Origin of the sequence: Legionella shakespearei DSM 23087, from assembly GCF_000373765.1 — a bacterium.
GTDB classification, from domain to species: Bacteria; Pseudomonadota; Gammaproteobacteria; order Legionellales; family Legionellaceae; genus Legionella; species Legionella shakespearei.
The window spans coordinates 65967-80888 of record NZ_KB892382.1 but is presented as its reverse complement, the minus strand read 5'-3'; the positions used below and the strand labels follow the sequence as shown (position 1 = coordinate 80888).

Genomic DNA, 14922 nt, shown 5'->3' with positions numbered 1-14922 from the left:
TAAACTAAAAATAAAGAATGCGAGGAATATCATCATGATGAGCAGCTCACTTGCAGAATTGAGGGATTTTTTACATGTACAGTTCTGCTATCAAATGTTTATCACCCCTGTCCATCTTCCAATGGAAAAGAAATACCGGCTCTTTGCCAAAATGGCCTGTGAATTTATGGAAGAAAAACGTAGTGAAGTAATTCATCAGGAAGTACCTCGTCATCACGTATTACACCGTTTCATACCAGCACATGTAGAAAATCCCAAAAAAATTCTGATTACCCACGGGTGGATGTCGCGAGCAGCCTACATGATACGCCTGATTCGAGCACTTCATCAGCAAGGTTATGAGGTCTATGCACTTGATTTTCCTGCTCATGGCGAGGCCAAGGGAGTACAATTGCCATGGACAGATGCTGTCGCTATTCTGAAAGAAACCATTAATACACACGGCCCTTTTTATGGAGTCATAGGTCATTCTTTTGGTGGCTCTATGCTGTTGAATACCTTAAATGTGGCAGGGCAGCTTCCCGAATGGCAGCTGAATTACAAACCTGAACGTGCTGTACTTATTGCATCTCCTACGCAAATGCGCAGCCCCGTCAATTCCATTGCACGGCGGTTTAAATTAAGCGGTCATGGGTATTTGCAATTACGTCAGGTCATTCTGCAACAAACAGTAATAGATCTCAAATGCATTCGCCTTCGTCAGTTTCTTTCGCAAAAGCCTGATACCCAATTTTTATGTATTCATGGCGAACAAGACGAGACAATAAATCCTAAAGAATCAATAAAGTTCTGTAATCAGTACAGTAATGCCAGATTGTCTTTGTTACCTGAAGCGGATCATGTCAGTGTGTTGATGGATGAGCGTGTGGAACAGTTGATTAGTGCGTTTTTAAACAAATCCGAGCCTCAGTGACTGTAATAGTACATCGAATAGTACGTCGTCCTGAGCGCGTCTTTTGGCGCGAAGGATCTCCCAATGCTGGCACCGTGCTGCTTTCGGGAGATCCTTCGCGCCAAAAGACGCGCTCAGGACGACGTGAATCGGACAACGTGGAGTCAGGAAGTTACCCTTCTATAAATTGACGTAATTTTTTCATGGCATTTTTTTCAAGCTGTCGGACTCGTTCAGCAGATACGCCGTATTTCTCGGCCAAATCATGTAAGGTCAATTTTTTTTCAGCCAACCAGCGTTGCTGCAGAATATCCTGACTGCGTTCATCCAATTGCTCTAAAGCAGCAAAGAGCTTTTCCCTGCCTTGATCGCCAGTATCTTCTTTCTCCAGCATAATAGCCGGATCATCATTGATATTAAATAAATAACGCTCAGGTGCTTTATAAGCATCATCATTATCATCCGCATCCGGAGCATCATAGGGGGAATCCATGACATTTAAACGTTGCTCCATAACGAGTACTTCTTCACGGCTCACGCCTAAATCTTTTGCTACCGCATCCACCTCTTCGTTGCTAAACCAACCCAGGCGATTTTTCATCTGACGCAGATTAAAAAATAATTTACGCTGCGCTTTAGTGGTTGCGACTTTAACAATACGCCAGTTGCGTAATACAAATTCATGAATTTCGGCTTTAATCCAGTGAACAGCAAAAGACACCAGACGCACACCCATTTTAGGGTCAAAACGTTTTACCGCTTTCATCAAACCCACGTTGCCTTCCTGAATTAAATCATTCAGCGGCAAACCATAACCTAAATAGCCACGAGCGACACGCACAACATAACGTAAATGGGCAAGAACCAAACGCCGTGCAGCCTCAATGTCTCCCTTTTCATGGAAATTTTCCGCGCAGGCAATTTCTTCTTCAAGAGTAAGCATCGGAATTTGATTTACCCTATGGATATAAGAATCCAGACTACCCACAGGTAAATTCATTGCGGCAAGTTGTAACTGTTGACTCATACTACTTCCTCCAGTCATCAGAACGTAAGTAAATGGTAACTGTCTGTCTCTCCGCGGGCTCTAAGCGAGCCGCGACCGTCAGGGAGCGGAACTATTGGACATCCAAAATCCCGCGTGCTTAGGCGCGGTCGGTAATGGGAAAAATGATCAGTTACTTTAAATCATTAATACCCTACATTATACATCAATTATAAGGTTCTATGAAAGCTAATTGGCGTTTTACCGAAAGGCGTGCCCCGATCCATCCCAGTATAATAGCAAATAGCACAAGTAGCAAGATCTGCCTTATTGACAACCCGGAAAGCGGATAGTGCATTTGATAGGCAACAGCCAATTGATTGACCACCACACCCAGGCTTAAAATAAAGATATTAACCAAAAACACCGCAACTACAGCACCCGCCATCCCATACCAGACACCAGAATACAGGAAAGGTCTGAGAATAAAGGGATCAGTAGCGCCAATAAGCTTTAAAATCTGAATTTCTTCCTGGCGGTTATGGATAGACAGACGTAAGGTATTACCAATAATCAAAATAACGGCTAATGCTAATAAAGCCATCAGTGCATTAGCCAAATTAGCAGCAAACCCTAAGATAGCATGCAAGCGTCCAATCCACTCCATATCCAGCTTGACTTGTTCTACTTCGGGAAGAGCCTGTAATTGCCTTGAGAGCAAGTCCAGTTTTGCTGGAGAATCAATCACCAAAGCGGGAACGACTTCAATAACAGCAGGTAATGGATTTTCGGGAAGATACTGCATGATATCGTGCATGCCTTCCTGTTGAGTTAATTCAGTCAACCCCTCTGCAGCCGATTTTAAAGAAGCCTGACCAACGCCTTCTGTTTCCTGTACTTTTTTCAGTAGTTGAACTTGTTCTGCTTCAGGAAGAGACGGTTTTAAATAAAGGGAAATATGACCACCGCGCTGCCAGCCAATGGTTAAATGACTTAAATTATCCGTAAACACCCAAAAAAGGGCTGGTAAAGCCAGAGCTATGGCAATGACAATCACAGTCATCATGGTAGCCAAAGGTTTTCGGCACATTAAATTCAGGCTATGCCCCGCAGCCTGTACGTGATATACCAAAAGTGATTGCGCCTTTTTCAACACAGCCGTCCTCCTTTAAGCATGACAATGCGATGTTTCATACGCGCGATCAAAGCCAAATCGTGAGTTGCAATCAAAATGCTTACCCCTACCTGATTAAATTGCTCAAAAATAGCCATGATTTCTGAAGACAATTTGGGATCAAGATTTCCTGTTGGCTCGTCTGCTAATAGTAATGCGGGCTTATGAACGACAGCACGGGCAAGACCTACCCTTTGTTGTTCACCGCCAGACAAATGCTGGGGTAACATTTTTTCTTTACTTAATAAACTCACCATATCCAAAGCAGCATGCACCCTTTTGGCAATCATGGGATAAGGCATGCCCTGTATTTGTAAAGGCAAGGCAACATTGTCAAAAACAGTTCGGTCATTGAGCAAATGGGGTGATTGGAAGGTAATACCTAATTGGCTTCTGTGGGCAGCAACATCACGCTTTTTAAGTTGATTAAGCCTTAAGCCATTAACCATCAACTGACCTGAAGTAGGCCATTCCAAAAGCGCAATCAATTTAAGGAAAGTACTTTTTCCAGCGCCAGAATGGCCGGTAAGAAAGGCCATTTCGCCCTTTTCCATAGAAAAATTTACCTGGCTTAAAGCCTCAAAGCCGCCAGGATAACGTTTACTGACTTGGTCAAATGTGATCATCATTGAATATTGCACCGACAAATTGCGCTGCATCAAAGGGCCGTAAATCTTCTATGCCCTCACCAACACCCAGATAACGAAATGGTATCCCCAAATCATTAGCTATAGCAAATAATATCCCGCCTTTGGCAGTTCCATCAAGTTTGGTCATGGTAATGCCTGTCAACTGCACTGCTTCATTAAACTGACGCGCCTGATTCAGGGCATTTTGTCCTATGCTGGCGTCTAATACCAACATGGTTTCATGGGGGGCAGCAGGATCAATTTTCTGCAACACCCTTTTCACTTTTTTCAATTCTTCCATCAGATTGTTTTGGGTATGTAAACGACCCGCAGTGTCCGCAATCAAGACATCAATTTTTCGTGCTTTGGCGGCTTGCAGCGCATCAAAAATCACTGAAGCACTGTCTGCACCAGTGTGCTGGGCTATCACTGGAATGTCGTTACGCTCGCCCCAGACATGTAATTGTTCCACAGCTGCTGCCCTGAACGTATCTCCAGCAGCCAGCATTACTTTCTTACCTTGGCGCTGAAATTGTTTCGCCAGTTTTCCAATTGTTGTTGTTTTTCCGGCACCATTCACCCCTACCATTAAAATAACAAAAGGTGATTTGTCTGTGGTTTCTGCAGTTAATGGTATTTCTTCGCCGAGAATCTTCTGTAGCTGTAACTTCAATGCCTCATAAACCGTATTGCCATCAGATAATTGTTTTCTTTCTAATTCATCGGTTAATTGTTTTAAAACAGCCTGAGTTGTCTCTATCCCTAAATCAGCACTGATCAATAAAGTTTCCAGTTCATCCAGCAAATCCTGGCTGATTTCCTTTTTACCCAAAAGCAAACGCCCAATGCCATCACCCAGCTGGTGGCGGGTTTTGCTCAAGCCCCGTTTAAAGCGGGCAAAAATACCTTCTTTAGTAGGCTCCTGCTCAACAACAGGCTCGATAACCTCTGGTATCATTTCCTGACTCTCTGGCAGATTATTTTGATTTTCTTCTGCTGCGGGAGGTCCTAAATCTTGATTTCGTTTAAACCATTTAATCATTTTAGTGTACAATTCCTGAGAAATATGAAATTCTATCAGCTTTTTAGTATCTGTCGACTTTTAGCGTTTCAACTCGCGAAAGTAGCAACAGGCTGTAGCCAAGAGGTTTATTTATGCGCAAAACACTCGTTATTTTATTTATGTTACTATCTTGCCAGACCTTTAGCCAAGTTCAAGAGTATACCTTGAATAATGGATTAAAAGTATTGGTTAAAGAAGATCACCGGGCTCCCATAGCCGTATCCATGATTTGGTATAACATCGGCTCTGCAGACGAACCCGTGGGCATAACTGGCGTTTCCCATGCTATAGAGCATATGATGTTTAAGGGAACCAAAAAATTTCCCTTAGGTGTTTTTTCCAAAACCATTGCCGCCCAGGGTGGCCAGGAAAATGCGTTTACCAATAATGATTACACCGCTTATTTCGAAAAAATCGATGCGTCACGTCTTGCTACCAGTTTTGAACTGGAAGCAGATCGGATGAACAATTTGCTCCTTGATGCCGATGAATTCGCAAAAGAAATCAAAGTGATTCAAGAGGAACGCCGCCTGCGCACTGATGACAATCCGCAAGCCCTTGCTTTTGAACGCTTTCTCGCGACAGCTCATTTAACAGCACCCTACAATCACCCGGTCATTGGCTGGATGAATGATTTGCAGCAAATGAAAGTCGAGGATCTCAAAACATGGTACCAAAGCTATTATGCTCCGAATAATGCGACACTGGTAGTGGTTGGTGATGTGAATCCCGAGAAGGTACACGCATTGGCAGAGCAGTATTTCGGTGCCATACCAGGCAAAGCTGTTGTCTCTCGTAAACCACAACAGGAACCGCCTGCTTTAGGTAAAAAATCAATAGTGGTCGAAGCGCCGGCGAAATTACCCATGCTGATGATAGGTTATACTGTTCCTGGTGTGAAAACAGCTAAAAATGCCTGGGAACCTTATGCACTGGAACTGATCGCAGGAATCCTTGATGCCGGTGAAAGTTCGCGTTTTGCCAAAAACCTGATCAGAGGCAGTCACGTAGCTACAGGTGCCGATGTTCATTATAACCTTTATGCCCGGTATCAAACTCAATTTATTGTCTACGGAGCGCCAAGCAAGAACGTATCAATGCCCGCTCTGCAAAAAAGTTTGCTTGCCGAACTGGATGCTTTAAAAGCCAAACCTGTAGAGGCACAAGAATTGCAACGCGTTAAAAATCAGATCATCGCTCAAAAAACCTTTGAAAAAGATTCTATTTTTGGCCAGGCAATGGAATTAGGGCTTTTGGAAACAGTAGGGATTGGCTGGAAAAATATTGATAATTACCCTCAAGCCATTAACAGCATCACTCCTGAACAAATTCAACAAACAGCACAACGCTATTTTCAGGATAAAAATCGGACTGAAGCGGAATTAAAACCCGTCCAACAAGATGAGGAAAAATCATGAGAATATTAAATGTATTGACCACTGCCCTGGTTATCAGTTTTTCTCAAAATGCATTATCTAATTCATTTAAAACAGAAAAATGGCTCACTCAAAAGGGAACTCAGGTTGTGTTCTACCAAGCCATGGAAGTGCCCATGCTGGATATTACGGTAGCCTTCGCTGCGGGTTCTGCCTATGATGGGAAACACTTTGGTTTAAGTGCCTTGACCACTCATCTGATGAATCAGGGAAATGCGGGTAAAGATGCAACAGCAATTGCGGAATCCCTAGCCAATACCGGTGCCCAGTTTGATGCAGAAACAAGTCGGGATATGACGGTATTTAATTTAAGGACTTTAACCGATAAAGCAGCACTTGAACAATCAACAAACACTTTTGCACAGATCCTAAGCCATCCTGATTTTCCAGACAGTTCTTTTGCCCGGGAAAAAAAGCAGCAACTCATGGCTATTGAACAAGTGGATGAATCTCCGGATGATGTTGCCAGCCTTAATTTCTTTACCACCTTGTATCATGACCATCCTTACGCCCATCCTGTTAACGGTACAAAAGACACAGTTAGCCAAATCAATAAAAAGCAGATTACTGATTTTTATAAACAATACTATGTTGCAAATAATGCTGTACTGGTTATGGTAGGAGCGATTGACAGCAAGACTGCGCATCAACTGGCGGAGCAATTAACCCATGATCTGGCTCAGGGCAAAACTGCTCATACCATTCCTAAAGCCTCACCATTAGGAGCTGCAGAAAAAGTAAACATTCCATTTCCTTCATCCCAAACCGTAGTGCGACTGGGACAAATAGGTATAGATCATCATAATCCCAATTATTTTCCTTTGATGGTAGGTAACTACATTCTGGGAGGAGGCTCTCTGGTTTCACGCCTCTCTACAGAGGTCAGGGAAAAGCGCGGTTTAACTTACGGAGTGGACAGCCAGTTTGTCCCTATGCCAGGTGAAGGGCCATTCATCATCAGCTTGTCTACCCGAAACGATCAGGCAGGCAATGCCCTTGATGTGACTCAAAATACTCTTAATGGCTTTATTGCTAAAGGTCCTGATAAAGAAGAATTAAATTCTGCCAAACAATACCTCACCGGCAGTTTTCCTTTGTCATTATCCAGTAACCGTACTATTGCGGCGCTGTTAATGCGGATGGCTTTTTATCATCTTCCTGACAATTATCTGGACACTTATGTCGCAAGGATTAATGCAGTAACCGACCAGCAAATAAAACAGGCGTTCAAGGAGCAGGTTAATCCTGAAAAATTATTACTGGTGACGGTAGGACAATCTTGAAACAGATCATTCGTATCATAGGCGGTCAATATCGCGGTAAAAAACTGTCGTTTCCCGAAGTAGAAGGATTAAGGCCCACTCCGGACAGGGTTCGTGAAACCCTGTTTAACTGGCTGATGAACGATGTCAGGGATGCACGCTGTCTGGATGCTTTTGCGGGCAGCGGCGCTCTGGGTTTAGAGGCATTTTCACGCGGGGCATCCCAGGTTGTGTTCATCGAGCAATCACCTCAGGCTCACGCCAATCTGCAAAAGATGATCACTCAGTTTAACAGTCCCAAATTAACGTTGATCAAGGCTGATACCCTGAATTATTTACAACAGAGTACGGAACAATTCGACCTTATTTTTTTAGACCCTCCTTTTGCGCAGAATTACATTCCCGATTGCCTCGATCATATAGTGAAAAACAAGCTCCTGGTGCAAGGCGGGCTTGTTTATATTGAGTCCCCAACACTTATTACACCTGACGAACACCAATGGCGGCAAATAAAATTAAAACAAGCAGGACAAGTAATTTACGGCCTCTTTGAAAAACTCTAGAAAACGATAATTATATCCCTTGACAATAAGTGCTCCTCCTGTTTCAATCAAACTAATACTCCTAAAATAAAAAGAACTTTGAATGAGTAACAAGATTGTCCTAATGCTTCTTGTGTCAGTCCTGCTTGGCGGCTGCACGGGTACATTTAGAAAGCCGCCTGTGAATAACCCCAGTGATGACGCCACAATCAAATTGGCTGAAGCTGCTGTGTCAGTGAGCGATTCCATGCTCGAAATGGCGCGCATTGAAAAAGTGATTACACCACCTAACAAAGACAATACCCTGACCATACCTAATGCCTATAATATGCAAGCTCGCGCCAGTGTTGACTGGTCAGGCCCTATTGAAGAGTTAACCGCAAGGATTGCCAAATCAGCACATTTTAAATTGCGTGTTCTGGGTACCGCTCCGGCAATACCTGTTTTAATCAGTTTAAGCGTTAAGGATGTAAGTTTAGCTGAACTTCTTCGTGATATTGATTACCAGGCTGGTAAAAAAGCCTATATTCACGTGTATCCTAACAGTCAGGTTGTTGAATTGCGCTATGCCAAAATTTATTCCTAGTGTGACCATTGTACTGTCAGCTTTGCTGATAGCCTGTTCTTCTTCCCGAAATTATGTCGGCGATACAGGCTCGCTGGCAGGTATTCAGGCCATGGGGGTCAGTAAGCACTCTCGAGTTCTGAATAAGAAAAAAATGGGTAAAATTCGCGAAATGGCACTGAAAGAAACCGCTCTGAGTTTAGGAGCCCAGGCAGGTCTTGCCTGGAGAGCAAAAATCATTGATGAAGGGCTGACCAAACAAACCAGAAATCTGGACACTATTTACGATTTTAACTCCCTGGTGCTGGAACATAACATCCTGCCCCCTGTTCTTCTTGAAGGACGAAACACATTAAATCTGGCTGATGCTCAAAGTATTCGCCTTTCAGACCGGACTTACAAGGTAGCCAAACAAGCACATTTTGTGACAACACCACCAAATTGGCGCCAATATCTGTGGCTGGATTATTTAAAACCGGAAATGCCTAATTCAACCTTACTCCCCAAGACCAAAGCTGAAAAGCAGATCTGGTGTATTTATACGGAAAAGGGCTGGAAAAACGGGATTGAACAAGCCAACACCATACTTGAAGAAAATATTGCCCGTCTAAAAGAAGATTTCGGCGGTATGATTCTCTACAGAAAATTGCTGGCCATGAATATTGTCTCACCTCCTTTCGTCTCTCACACCGACTTAGGCGTGACTGGTGATGGATCTGAAATTCATATTGATGACAGAGTATTAAGAATTACAGCCCTGCCTGCTCTTAATGTGAATAGTAATGAATGGAAAGCAGCTGTTGCCAAAGATGAAAACGCTCTGGAACAGTTCAAAAATATGGAAAAAGTAGCAAATCAGTCTAAAATTATCATAACGAACAAATCCTGGCAGCCCACTATAGCGCCAGTCAATTAATGATAAAAGTATGACCAATAATATTAATTTAATGCCCGATGAACCGACTCGTTTTACTCCGGTATTTATGGATAGAATGCTGGAGCATGCAGAGAGTCTGAATGCATCGGATATCACTATCCAGACTGGCGAGCCTATATTTGCCGAAGTTTACGGCAAATTGCTTAAAATAACCAATCGCCGCTTGTCCAATACGGAACTTGGGGATTTAATCAATGCGATTTATGGCCCCAACGCCACCACCCAATTGCTTTCAGGTAAAGATATAGATACCCATTATGAATTCCGCCCTAACCGCGGTGTTCGCTATCGTTACAGGGTAAACGGTACTGCATGCCTGGTTGAAGGCCATGATGCCATTCAGTTGACCTTGAGAACCATTCCTACTACCCCACCAAAACTGAGCACTATGAATCTCCCGGATAATATTCTGGAAGCCATTGCACCTCAGGAAGGGATTGTGTTCATCACAGGAGCTACGGGTTCTGGTAAGTCGACCTTACTGGCTTCAATTATCCGTGAACTCATAGAAACCAGTGATTCCAACAGAAAAGTTTTAACCTATGAATCACCAATCGAATTCGTTTATGATGAAATTGAAACGATTTCATCTGTGGTCAGCCAATCAGAAATTCCACGCCATTTACCCAACTTTGCTGATGGAGTTCGGAATGCTTTACGCCGCAAACCACGCTTGATCATGGTGGGAGAGTGCCGTGATGCTGAAACTATAAGCGCGGCTCTTGAAGCAGCATTAACAGGACATCCAGTGTACACCACCCTGCATACCTCAGGTGTTGCAGAAACAATGCGTCGCCTTGTGACCTCCTTTTCCGGAGAGGAGCGCTTGGGAAGAACAATAGATATTCTGGAAACCATCAGGTTATGTATCTGGCAAAAACTGGTGCCTACCGTAGATGAACGCCGTGTTGCTTTAAGAGAATATCTGGTTTTTGATGAAGAAGTCAGGGACATCCTTTTGGAAAGCGACCCAAACGATGTCACCTCCGCCACCCGTAAACTGGTAAGACAACGAGGCCAGCTAATGACACAGGATGCCCGCATGAAATTTGAGCAAGGCATCATCAGCGAACGCGTCTACAAACTGATTATTGCTGGTGCTAAAGATTATCAGCAATAATAACACCGACTTCAGAACCATTCATACACCTTGCTGATTGAGGCCTTTGGCTCTCCTGCCAATTAAAACACTAATACGCTTAGGTATCTTTGCAGCTATCGATCTTTTTCTGCTTATTGCTTCATAAATTTTTTCTATATCTATTTTCACATCCGCACTATCGGGCATATATTCAAATGTTTCATTTGCAGTAATAATAACGGCTCCAGCACAATCGGTTCCGAAGCGCTCTAAAAACTCGAAGGAACCATGTATGTGATGATCACGTTCCAATACGTCCCGCACATCACCCTCAGGAAGAAGATTCTCAAAGAAGGACAGCGTCACCTTATTATCAAAGGTTTGCTGAGATAGTGGCATAGCTAAACTCAAGGGAAAGCTATTTGGATTATTTTGCCACTTCTCATCATAAGTAAAAGAAGAAACAAGATTTTCATCTCGTGAATAAATGCCTACACGTTGGCTTTCGTAAAAAACATAAAGAGATTTCATACTTCCATCTCGAGTATTATTTTAAAACCCAAAATCTTCGACATCTTTAAAATTGTTGATAGTTGTACATCAGATTGGCCAAGCTCAATACGGCTAATACCATTATGAGAAAGGTCACACAGTTCAGCTAAAGATTTTTGAGTTATATTTAATTGATGCCTCCTCATTTTAAGGATTTTTGCTAAGTCTTCTGTATTGTTAACAATATTCTTATCCACACGCAAACCCTATTAATTCTCATTATAATAAGAATTATAGTGAATTTTAATTATTTTGCAAAAATTTCTTATTATAATGAGAATTTATGTGGAAAGTGAGTAATTATCTTCTTAAATACCCTTATAATGAGAATGGAGAGCTCTCCATTCTCAAACATATAATGACCTGTTAACCCAAGGCCATAGATAATTATTTCTGGCTTTTGACAATTCCCATAGCTGTTGCAATTAACCCCCCTAAATCGGCCAGATTGCCTGGTAAGATAAGTGTATTGCCCGCTTTGGCTACATTGGAAAAAGCATCGACATATTGTTCAGCCACTTTGAAATTAACCGCTTCCATACCTCCTGCTGATTGTATGGCTTCGGCTACCTGTTGAATTGCCTGGGCATTAGCCGAAGCAACCGCCTTGATGGCTTCGGCCTCACCTTGTGCGCGGTTAATTGCTGATTGTTTCTCCCCCTCTGAACGCTGAATGAATGCTTCACGCTCACCGGTAGCAATGTTGATTTGTTCTTGCTTGCGTCCTTCTGACGCGGCGATCAGTGCACGTTTTTCTCGCTCTGCGGTAATCTGTGCCTGCATGGCATGAATAATTTCTTTAGGTGGCGTTAAGTCTTTAATTTCGTAACGTAGTACTTTCACTCCCCAACTCGTAGCCGCCTCATCAAGTGCCGCAACGACCGCTGCGTTAATGTGATCGCGCTCTTCAAATGTCTTATCCAGTTCCATTTTCCCTATTACTGAACGCAAAGTAGTTTGAGCCAGCTGGGTGATCGCCAGCACATAATCACTGGTTCCGTAGGATGCAAGCTTGGGATCAGTGACCTGGAAATACAAAATACCATCTACCTGCAATTGTGTATTGTCTTTGGTAATACAAATCTGGCTAGGCACATCCAGAGGAATTTCCTTGAGTGAATGTTTGTATGCAACCCGATCAATGAAGGGGATGACCACATTTAATCCAGGTAATAAGGCGGCATGAAATTTACCCAATCGTTCAATAATCCAGGAATTTTGTTGCGGTACAACCTTGAGTGCCGTGACTATAAAAACAACAGCTACAATTAAAATAAACAATGCAATTTCCATAACGCCTCCAGACAATTAATCCACAAGTCAAACCGGTTTTTTATTGGTTAAAACAAGAGCTGAACCCCGCACGTCTTTAATGTAAAATGTACCTTTATGATCGCTGTCTTTAGCATCCAGCTCCGCATTCCATTCGCTACCGCGATAAAAAACCCGCGCAGTGCCATCAGCTTTCCAGGCTAAAATCTTGACGGGCTGGCCTACATCCAGATTTAGAACAGATGCATCAGAAGCATGCCCGCCCTTCATATGCCGCAACAGAATAATGCCTGTAACACCCGCCAAACCTGCTAATGCAAGTTGTATTGAAAACCCTATACCCAGCAGTGCAACAATGCCGCCAATAGCCATGGCAATAGCAATGATTAATAAATAAAAGGTTCCTGTCGCCATCTCAAGGCCAACCAGAATCAATGCCATTGAAAACCAATATACATATAATGACATGTGCGCCCCCTGGATAATTCAGTTGCATCATAGTAATCAACATAACATGATTATAGAATATTTATAAGGATACAGCTCCACGTCGTCCTGAGCGCGTCTTTTGGCGCGAAGGATCTCCTGAAAGTGGCATGGTGCTAATATAAGGAGATCCTTCGCGCCAAAAGACGCGCTCAGGACGACGTAGATCGGGGAATGGTCAACCATTTATGCCCCTTCTTTTTATTTTAAATCGAGACTGGTACTATTAATTCCTCTCTTGCTGCAACAGAATATTTTTGTAAAGGATTAATCTATGCTTTTTCACAATAAATGGCGTCACACTTTAATTTCTCTCATTGTGTTCAGCAGCTTAATCCCGATACCAATAAATCACGCCTCTGCACTATCATCCCAAACCGATCATGAAACCATCACGATAAAAATATTAGGGATTAATGATTTCCATGGACAAATCAGTACCGGCAGAATGTCAAAGAATAAACCCGTTGGCGGAGCTGCGGTACTGGCGGCCTATTTAAAACAGGCTCAGACCGGTATGGAAGACAGAACCTTAATTACCATCATGGGTGATCAGGTTGGCGCTTCGCCCCCTTCTTCTGGTTTACTTCATGATGAGCCCAGTATTTTGTTTACCAACAGTTTGGGTAATAAACACTGTACTAATGAAAATCGTATGAATCCTTTGTGTAATATCGTAGCTACTGTTGGAAATCATGAATTTGATAGAGGCCAAAGAGCGATGTTCGATTTGATTTATGGTACTGACAATCCTCCAACCGATGACTGGATTTCCTTACCCAATTATCCGGGTTCATCCTACCCTTATATTTCCGCCAACATAGTCGATGAAAAAACAGAAAAACCGCTGTTTCCTCCCTACTCGATTAAAGTGATAAATAATATCCGTATTGCTTTTATAGGTGCTGTTTTAAAAAATGCTGCTGACTCCATGTTTCCAGCCAATGCCGAGGGAGTAATATTTCTCGATGAGGCCAAGACCATTAATCACTACATTCCTGAAGTCAAGGCTAAAGGGGCGCAAATTATAGTAGTGCTTATCCATGAAGGCGGCAACCAGATACCCTATGAAGGGGAAACAAGAACCAATACCAAAGTTGAGGGCAGTATTAATGCCATTGTTGATCAGCTCGATGATGATATTGATGTGGTTATGGGTGGTCATACTCACCAGTTTCTTAATGCCTTTATCCCCAATCACAATGGAATAAATATTCTGGTCACTCAGGCAAACAGTTACAGTGCTTCCTTTGCTGAAGTCACACTTCAGATTGATGCAATAAGCCATAAGGTTAAAAAGAAATCGGCTCAAATCATCACTACTTATGCCGATCGCTGGCCCGGAAAAATACCCGATGAACAGACACAGAAATTGGTCCAATTAGCAGAAGATAAAGTAGCACCGATCATTAACAGCTATGTTGGAACGTCTCAAAACGCTTTATTGAGAAAAACGAACGCGCATGGAGAGTCCAATTTAGGAAATCTGGTTGCTGATGCCTTACGCACTGTAATGAATACGGACATTGGCATGACCAACCCGCATGGCATGAGGGATGATATTAGTCCTGGAACGATCACCTGGGGAAAAATATATTCAGTACTGCCCTTTTCCAATAATATCGTCTCGCTTAGCCTCTCGGGAGAGGATATTTATGATTTGCTGGAGCAACAGTGGATGGGATCCTATGCCAACATGTTACAAATTTCTGGCATAAATTACAGTTATGATTCCAGCCAACCGATAGGGCACCGAATCATTGCCATCCAACACAAGGGCAAACCGCTCAACAGAAAAAAAATCTATACCATAGCTGCACCAGACTTCCTGGCTAGTGGGAATGGCGTTTTTTCCGTGATGAAAAGAGCGAAAATACTGAGTGTCGGTGCCAATGATCATGACACGGTAATTCAATACCTAAGGCAGTTGCCACAACCATTCGAAGTGGTTATTGAAGGAAGGATTAAAATGAAGGACAACCTGTTTTAATATCAGGAAACCAGGAGCAACAGCCCCACTACCATTAAGTTAAGAAGTTCCGCCGT

The 14922-nt window shown here is 42.9% G+C and carries 16 protein-coding genes; 8 read left to right on the top strand and 8 right to left on the bottom strand.

What is annotated here, in order from left to right; genetic code table 11:
• Positions 1-34: 34 nt before the first annotated feature.
• Complete coding sequence (locus tag B094_RS0101485; protein WP_018576015.1) at positions 35-913, top strand: alpha/beta hydrolase; 879 nt, start codon at positions 35-37, stop codon at positions 911-913.
• A 151-nt stretch (positions 914-1064) separates the two neighbouring features.
• Here B094_RS0101485 and rpoH read toward each other — a convergent pair whose 3' ends face one another.
• From rpoH to ftsY, 4 genes are all read right to left on the bottom strand, one after another.
• Entirely contained in the window at positions 1065-1919 is an 855-nt protein-coding gene (gene rpoH / locus B094_RS0101480) for an RNA polymerase sigma factor RpoH (RefSeq protein WP_018576014.1), read from the bottom strand.
• A gap of 184 nt (positions 1920-2103) precedes the next feature.
• The gene (gene ftsX, locus B094_RS0101475; RefSeq protein ID WP_018576013.1) at positions 2104-3033 is read right to left on the bottom strand and encodes a permease-like cell division protein FtsX; all 930 of its coding nucleotides are present in this window, start codon (positions 3031-3033) and stop codon (positions 2104-2106) included.
• Complete coding sequence (ftsE, locus tag B094_RS0101470) at positions 3027-3677, bottom strand: cell division ATP-binding protein FtsE (RefSeq protein WP_026253828.1); 651 nt, start codon at positions 3675-3677, stop codon at positions 3027-3029. The genes ftsX and ftsE overlap by 7 nt, the downstream gene beginning before the upstream one ends.
• Positions 3664-4638, bottom strand: a complete 975-nt coding sequence (gene ftsY, locus B094_RS0101465) for a signal recognition particle-docking protein FtsY (RefSeq protein ID WP_420324232.1) — start codon at positions 4636-4638, stop codon at positions 3664-3666. Before ftsY ends, ftsE begins: the two co-directional genes overlap by 14 nt.
• Before the next feature lie 197 nt (positions 4639-4835).
• On the opposite strand from ftsY, the gene B094_RS0101460 reads away from it, so the two are divergent.
• The 6 genes from B094_RS0101460 to dotB all read left to right on the top strand — a co-directional run bounded on the left by B094_RS0101460 (position 4836) and on the right by dotB (position 10605).
• The gene (locus B094_RS0101460) at positions 4836-6161 is read left to right on the top strand and encodes a M16 family metallopeptidase (RefSeq protein WP_018576010.1); all 1326 of its coding nucleotides are present in this window, start codon (positions 4836-4838) and stop codon (positions 6159-6161) included.
• Entirely contained in the window at positions 6158-7462 is a 1305-nt protein-coding gene (locus B094_RS0101455) for a M16 family metallopeptidase (RefSeq protein WP_018576009.1), read from the top strand. The genes B094_RS0101460 and B094_RS0101455 overlap by 4 nt, the downstream gene beginning before the upstream one ends.
• Complete coding sequence (rsmD, locus tag B094_RS0101450) at positions 7459-8004, top strand: 16S rRNA (guanine(966)-N(2))-methyltransferase RsmD (protein ID WP_018576008.1); 546 nt, start codon at positions 7459-7461, stop codon at positions 8002-8004. The genes B094_RS0101455 and rsmD overlap by 4 nt, the downstream gene beginning before the upstream one ends.
• 82 nt (positions 8005-8086) lie before the next feature.
• Positions 8087-8569 carry a type IVB secretion system lipoprotein DotD gene (gene dotD, locus B094_RS0101445; RefSeq protein ID WP_026253827.1) on the top strand — a complete coding sequence of 161 codons (483 nt, stop codon included), beginning with the start codon at positions 8087-8089 and terminating at the stop codon, positions 8567-8569.
• Positions 8550-9464, top strand: coding sequence for a type IV secretion system DotC family protein (locus B094_RS0101440; RefSeq protein ID WP_018576006.1), 915 nt, complete (start codon positions 8550-8552; stop codon positions 9462-9464). The genes dotD and B094_RS0101440 overlap by 20 nt, the downstream gene beginning before the upstream one ends.
• Before the next feature lie 10 nt (positions 9465-9474).
• A complete protein-coding gene (dotB, locus tag B094_RS0101435; RefSeq protein ID WP_018576005.1) occupies positions 9475-10605 on the top strand; it encodes a Dot/Icm type IV secretion system ATPase DotB in 1131 nt (376 codons plus the stop codon).
• A gap of 21 nt (positions 10606-10626) precedes the next feature.
• On the opposite strand, the gene B094_RS0101430 is transcribed toward dotB, so the two are convergent.
• The 4 genes from B094_RS0101430 to B094_RS0101415 all read right to left on the bottom strand — a co-directional run bounded on the left by B094_RS0101430 (position 10627) and on the right by B094_RS0101415 (position 12858).
• Positions 10627-11097, bottom strand: coding sequence for a HipA N-terminal domain-containing protein (locus B094_RS0101430; RefSeq protein ID WP_018576004.1), 471 nt, complete (start codon positions 11095-11097; stop codon positions 10627-10629).
• A complete protein-coding gene (locus tag B094_RS0101425; RefSeq protein WP_018576003.1) occupies positions 11094-11315 on the bottom strand; it encodes a helix-turn-helix domain-containing protein in 222 nt (73 codons plus the stop codon). Before B094_RS0101425 ends, B094_RS0101430 begins: the two co-directional genes overlap by 4 nt.
• Before the next feature lie 190 nt (positions 11316-11505).
• Positions 11506-12411 (bottom strand): SPFH domain-containing protein, encoded by a 906-nt coding sequence (locus B094_RS0101420; protein WP_018576002.1) that lies wholly within the window; start codon positions 12409-12411, stop codon positions 11506-11508.
• A 27-nt stretch (positions 12412-12438) separates the two neighbouring features.
• A complete protein-coding gene (locus B094_RS0101415) occupies positions 12439-12858 on the bottom strand; it encodes an NfeD family protein (RefSeq protein WP_018576001.1) in 420 nt (139 codons plus the stop codon).
• Between the two features lie 292 nt (positions 12859-13150).
• On the opposite strand from B094_RS0101415, the gene B094_RS0101405 reads away from it, so the two are divergent.
• Positions 13151-14866 carry a bifunctional metallophosphatase/5'-nucleotidase gene (locus B094_RS0101405; protein WP_018575999.1) on the top strand — a complete coding sequence of 572 codons (1716 nt, stop codon included), beginning with the start codon at positions 13151-13153 and terminating at the stop codon, positions 14864-14866.
• Positions 14867-14922 lie beyond the last annotated feature (56 nt).

Bases quoted from the DNA above. Each gene is read 5' to 3' on its own strand.
- B094_RS0101485 (WP_018576015.1), top strand. From the start codon at position 35: ATGATGAGCAGCTCACTTGCAGAATTGAGGGATTTTTTACATGTACAG.
- rpoH (WP_018576014.1), bottom strand. From the start codon at position 1,919: ATGAGTCAACAGTTACAACTTGCCGCAATGAATTTACCTGTGGGTAGT.
- ftsE (WP_026253828.1), bottom strand. From the start codon at position 3,677: ATGATCACATTTGACCAAGTCAGTAAACGTTATCCTGGCGGCTTTGAG.
- ftsY (WP_420324232.1), bottom strand. From the start codon at position 4,638: ATGATACCAGAGGTTATCGAGCCTGTTGTTGAGCAGGAGCCTACTAAA.
- B094_RS0101460 (WP_018576010.1), top strand. From the start codon at position 4,836: ATGCGCAAAACACTCGTTATTTTATTTATGTTACTATCTTGCCAGACC.
- B094_RS0101455 (WP_018576009.1), top strand. From the start codon at position 6,158: ATGAGAATATTAAATGTATTGACCACTGCCCTGGTTATCAGTTTTTCT.
- dotD (WP_026253827.1), top strand. From the start codon at position 8,087: ATGAGTAACAAGATTGTCCTAATGCTTCTTGTGTCAGTCCTGCTTGGC.
- B094_RS0101440 (WP_018576006.1), top strand. From the start codon at position 8,550: ATGCCAAAATTTATTCCTAGTGTGACCATTGTACTGTCAGCTTTGCTG.
- dotB (WP_018576005.1), top strand. From the start codon at position 9,475: ATGACCAATAATATTAATTTAATGCCCGATGAACCGACTCGTTTTACT.
- B094_RS0101430 (WP_018576004.1), bottom strand. From the start codon at position 11,097: ATGAAATCTCTTTATGTTTTTTACGAAAGCCAACGTGTAGGCATTTAT.
- B094_RS0101420 (WP_018576002.1), bottom strand. From the start codon at position 12,411: ATGGAAATTGCATTGTTTATTTTAATTGTAGCTGTTGTTTTTATAGTC.
- B094_RS0101415 (WP_018576001.1), bottom strand. From the start codon at position 12,858: ATGTCATTATATGTATATTGGTTTTCAATGGCATTGATTCTGGTTGGC.
- B094_RS0101405 (WP_018575999.1), top strand. From the start codon at position 13,151: ATGCTTTTTCACAATAAATGGCGTCACACTTTAATTTCTCTCATTGTG.